The organism is Acidovorax sp., from assembly GCF_022763525.1.
GTDB lineage: Bacteria > Pseudomonadota > Gammaproteobacteria > Burkholderiales > Burkholderiaceae_C > Acidovorax.
Genome location: NZ_JALEGG010000296.1, coordinates 1 through 3637, shown reverse-complemented (window position 1 = coordinate 3637; position 3637 = coordinate 1). Strand labels below are relative to the sequence as shown.

Here is a 3637-nt window from a genome sequence, read left to right as displayed (position 1 = left end):
CTTGATTTTCTCCACGGCGTCGGCCAACCGATGCCGGAGACGCTGTCGGGGTTGCGCGCCTGGTTCGACCGTGTGCAGGCCCGGCCCTCCGCCGAAGTTTCGCTTTCGCCGGGATGGGAGCAGATCGGCATGCGGTTATGACCCTGCCCGTCGCAAGGGTGTCGAAAGGGCACCCTTGCGGCTGCGGCGCCCGGTGCGGGCGCAGGGCGTTCTTGCGCGTGCATCCGTTCCGCAAGCGTTGGCGTACGTTCGAAAGAGAGTGGTGGCGTAATTGCGACCGCCACACGCGCCACGCCAGCCCATGATCCATGGCGCGTGGAACACGCAAGCAACGTTATCGGAAGAAGGAAGTATGGTCATGTCACACGGCCAAGTGGGAACGGCGGCGCACCGGGCTTCGGACATCCGGGCGCTGGAGCAACGCATTGCCGAACTGACCGAAGAAGTACAGCGTCGCTCCTCGCACTGCACGCTGCTGCAGGCCGAATCCAAGCTGCTGCGCAACGTACATGGCCGGCTCGATACGAGTCAGCACAACAGCATGGAGCGAGCGGCGGAACTGGCCTCGCAGCTGCGCCGGCTTCGTGCGGATGACAGCGTCCGCGCTGCAACCCGGCCCTCCCGCATCTCCGCACTTCTGGCAGGGGAAGCGCACGAGGCGTGGTGCGAAATCGGCCAGTCCCAGCAACTGGCCGGACTTGCCAGGGAAGCCCAAACTGCTGAACAGCGCATGGCGCGTACGCAGCTTTGGGCCAGAGATCAGCTGCGCCGGATGGCAACCGCGCAGGCCGCCAGTCTCGAGGCCGTTTCCCAGAGTTGCAAGTCGAGCTACGAGCATGCCGAGCGGACCATCGCCTCCATGCGCAAGAGCCTGGATGACGCACGCCGCCGTCTGGCCGAGACACGCCGTCAGCTCAGCGCACTGCGAGCGCAAGCATCGTCTTGAGACTCAAGCCGCGGCTAGAAGCGGCGTAGTCAGCGTACTGGCAGGCGTTTGCAACGAAGGCGGTTTGGTGGGCCCACCAGGATTCGATGGATCGGCAGGACAGCCGATCCACGCGACCGGAGGGAGTCCGAAGGACTTGGGCCATGGAAGGCCCAAGCAACCTGGAACCAACCGCAAGCTGGCTTGTGCAGTAAACGATAATGTTGCTTCGCGGTAAACGTTTTTCCTTGCCAACAGGGGCGCTACTTGGCGCTACCCGCATGCACCCTTCCCTGACTTCCCAGCGTGTTAGTAAACTGAAAATGCAGCAAAGAGTCGGAAGAAAACCAATAGCGTACTCATCTATTTGTTGGGTTGCTATAGGCTGGATCCGGTGCCCGTAAAATATTGGGTAAGCGGATTAAATGGTTGATCTCACCTTTGCATGAGAGTGAGACAGACCGGCATCTCATCGGATTATCTGGTTGATGCTTCACCTACTGCTGGTGCATGTTTCCTTCGCTAATTCCAGCAAGAACCCCACACGCCTCAACTTCCCGGTCATCGTTGCAACTCGCTCTCAGTGAAACGAGTTGTTTCTCAAGCGCTTGCAGAGCGGTTATCTGCGACCGCACATGAGAGATGTGATCATCGAGCAAGGTGTTGACGGCGGTACAAGGCTGATGAGGGTCGTCCTGATAGCTCTGTAGTTCGTGAATCTCAGCCAGTGACAGGCCCAGGATTCTGCAGCGACGGATGAAGGCCAGCCCCTCACCATGCTTCTCGGTATAGACACGGTAACCGTTGTCCTGCCGATCAGGCGGCGGCAACAAGCCCTGCTGTTCATAGAAGCGGATCGTCTGTGTTTCGACCCCTACCAACTGCGCCAACTGACCAATGCGCATCAGCCTCCTCCCCAACGGATTCTTTACTCTATTGACCTTATAGTAGCTTTATAGTTTTAAATGGTACCACAACATTGTTCAAGTGGAGTCGTATCATGAGCAAATCCTGTGGTGGCGCCTGTGGCGGTGATGCAACGTCCGCAGCGGATACCGATATACAGGCCTCCTCCGAGGCGCCAGGGAGATGGGTCAGTGTTTATGCCGTGCCGAAGATGGACTGTCCATCAGAAGAACGAATGATTCGCCTAGCCCTGAACGGCTTTGAGGAGATTCGGGCGCTGTCCTTCGACTTGTCGAACCGCCGGCTGAAGGTCGTGCATGACGGCGAGGTCGAGCCCGTCACCTCGAAACTGAAGACCTTGGGGCTAGGCGCCTCGCTTCAGGAAACCGTCGCTGCAAATCCGGAGACCATCAAGGCCGCCGAGTTTTCGGCAGCTTCTGCTAAGCAAGAATCCGGGACCCTGCGCTGGTTGCTCGGCATCAATGCACTTCTGTTCGTGGTGGAAATGACTGCCGGTCTGATCGCCCGGTCCGCCGGCCTGATTGGAGAATCCCTGGACAATTTTGCCGATGCGGCGGTGTACGGGCTTGCCCTTTATGCGGTTGGACATAGCGTGAAAATGCAGGTACGTGCCGCGCATCTTGCTGGTGTACTGCAACTGATCTTGGCTGTGGGCGTGCTCGTAGAGGTGGTGAGACGCTTTGTATTCGGTAGTGAGCCTGAATCGCTGGTGATGATGGCTATCGCATTCGTCGCATTGATTGCCAATACCAGTTGTCTGCTGCTCATATCCAAACATCGGGAAGGCGGGGCGCACATGAAGGCAAGCTGGATATTCTCGGCCAACGACGTGGTGATCAACCTGGGGGTCATCACCGCCGGCGCCCTGGTCGCGTGGACCGGTTCCAATTATCCGGATCTGATTATCGGCACCATCGCGGGGGGCATTGTACTTAACGGTGCCAGACGCATTTTGGCGTTGAAGGGTTAAATAATGCTCATTATTGGCAAAAAGCTCTCGCCGTATGCCCTATTGTCCATATCGGGCCTGCTGGCAGCGTCTGATCAGGCTGTAAAGTGGCTGGTGCAGCAATCAATGGCCTATGGCGAGTATGTTTCGGTGACCCCGTTCTTTAACTGGGTGCACCTATGGAACACCGGTGCCGCATTCAGTCTTTTTGCGAATGGTGGAGGCTGGCAGCGCTACTTTTTTATCGGAATCGCGGTAGTGGTCTCGATTTTTCTGATCAAGCTGATCCTTGAAAATCGTCATAAAGGAGAAGCCATCGCTTACAGTCTTATCCTCGGTGGCGCCATGGGCAACCTGATTGACCGGGTCTTTCGCGGCTATGTTGTGGATTCCTTTGATTTCTATTGGCGAGACTGGCATTGGCCGGCCTTCAACCTGGCTGATATTGCAATTGTCCTCGGTGCCTTACTTTTCGTTTCCAGCAGCTTGTTGGGTAAAAAAGCAAACACCAATGCCGAGCCGGATGGATCTGACTGACACCTACGCCTATACAACACCATGACCGAACTTCCCGACAACATCCTTCACCTGCCGCAATACCAAGTACTGGGCTGCAAATCAACCGACGACGAAATGCACTTCCAGGTGGACGTGCCCGATCCCATCGCCTGCGAGGAATGCGGCGTGCAGGGTGAGTTCGTACGGTTCGGCAAGCGTGACGTTCCCTATCGTGATCTGCCCATCCACGGCAAGCGGGTCACTCTCTGGGTGGTCCGCCGCCGATACACCTGCCGGGCCTGCAAGACAACATTCAGGCCCCAGCTACCGGAGATGGT

General features: G+C 57.5%; 5 protein-coding genes. 4 read left to right on the top strand and 1 reads right to left on the bottom strand.

What is annotated here, in order from left to right:
- Positions 1 to 358 precede the first annotated feature (358 nt).
- The gene (locus tag MRY84_RS22555) at positions 359 to 946 is read left to right on the top strand and encodes a hypothetical protein (RefSeq protein WP_291507900.1); all 588 of its coding nucleotides are present in this window, start codon (positions 359 to 361) and stop codon (positions 944 to 946) included.
- Between the two features lie 476 nt (positions 947 to 1422).
- On the opposite strand, the gene cadR is transcribed toward MRY84_RS22555, so the two are convergent.
- Positions 1423 to 1830 carry a Cd(II)/Pb(II)-responsive transcriptional regulator gene (gene cadR, locus MRY84_RS22550; protein WP_007148576.1) on the bottom strand — a complete coding sequence of 136 codons (408 nt, stop codon included), beginning with the start codon at positions 1828 to 1830 and terminating at the stop codon, positions 1423 to 1425.
- Between the two features lie 95 nt (positions 1831 to 1925).
- On the opposite strand from cadR, the gene MRY84_RS22545 reads away from it, so the two are divergent.
- The 3 genes from MRY84_RS22545 to MRY84_RS22535 all read left to right on the top strand — a co-directional run.
- Positions 1926 to 2822: a cation transporter gene (locus tag MRY84_RS22545; protein ID WP_043764655.1), complete on the top strand. Its 897-nt coding sequence runs from the start codon at positions 1926 to 1928 to the stop codon at positions 2820 to 2822.
- A gap of 3 nt (positions 2823 to 2825) precedes the next feature.
- The gene (lspA, locus tag MRY84_RS22540) at positions 2826 to 3338 is read left to right on the top strand and encodes a signal peptidase II (RefSeq protein ID WP_004863699.1); all 513 of its coding nucleotides are present in this window, start codon (positions 2826 to 2828) and stop codon (positions 3336 to 3338) included.
- A 21-nt stretch (positions 3339 to 3359) separates the two neighbouring features.
- A partial coding sequence (locus MRY84_RS22535; RefSeq protein WP_291507899.1) for a transposase family protein occupies positions 3360 to 3637 on the top strand: 278 nt, incomplete at its 3' end.

What these genes read in the sequence shown, in the direction of transcription:
- MRY84_RS22555 (WP_291507900.1), top strand. Translation starts at nt 359, where the DNA reads ATGTCACACGGCCAAGTGGGAACGGCGGCGCACCGGGCTTCGGACATC.
- cadR (WP_007148576.1), bottom strand. Translation starts at nt 1,830, where the DNA reads ATGCGCATTGGTCAGTTGGCGCAGTTGGTAGGGGTCGAAACACAGACG.
- MRY84_RS22545 (WP_043764655.1), top strand. Translation starts at nt 1,926, where the DNA reads ATGAGCAAATCCTGTGGTGGCGCCTGTGGCGGTGATGCAACGTCCGCA.
- lspA (WP_004863699.1), top strand. Translation starts at nt 2,826, where the DNA reads ATGCTCATTATTGGCAAAAAGCTCTCGCCGTATGCCCTATTGTCCATA.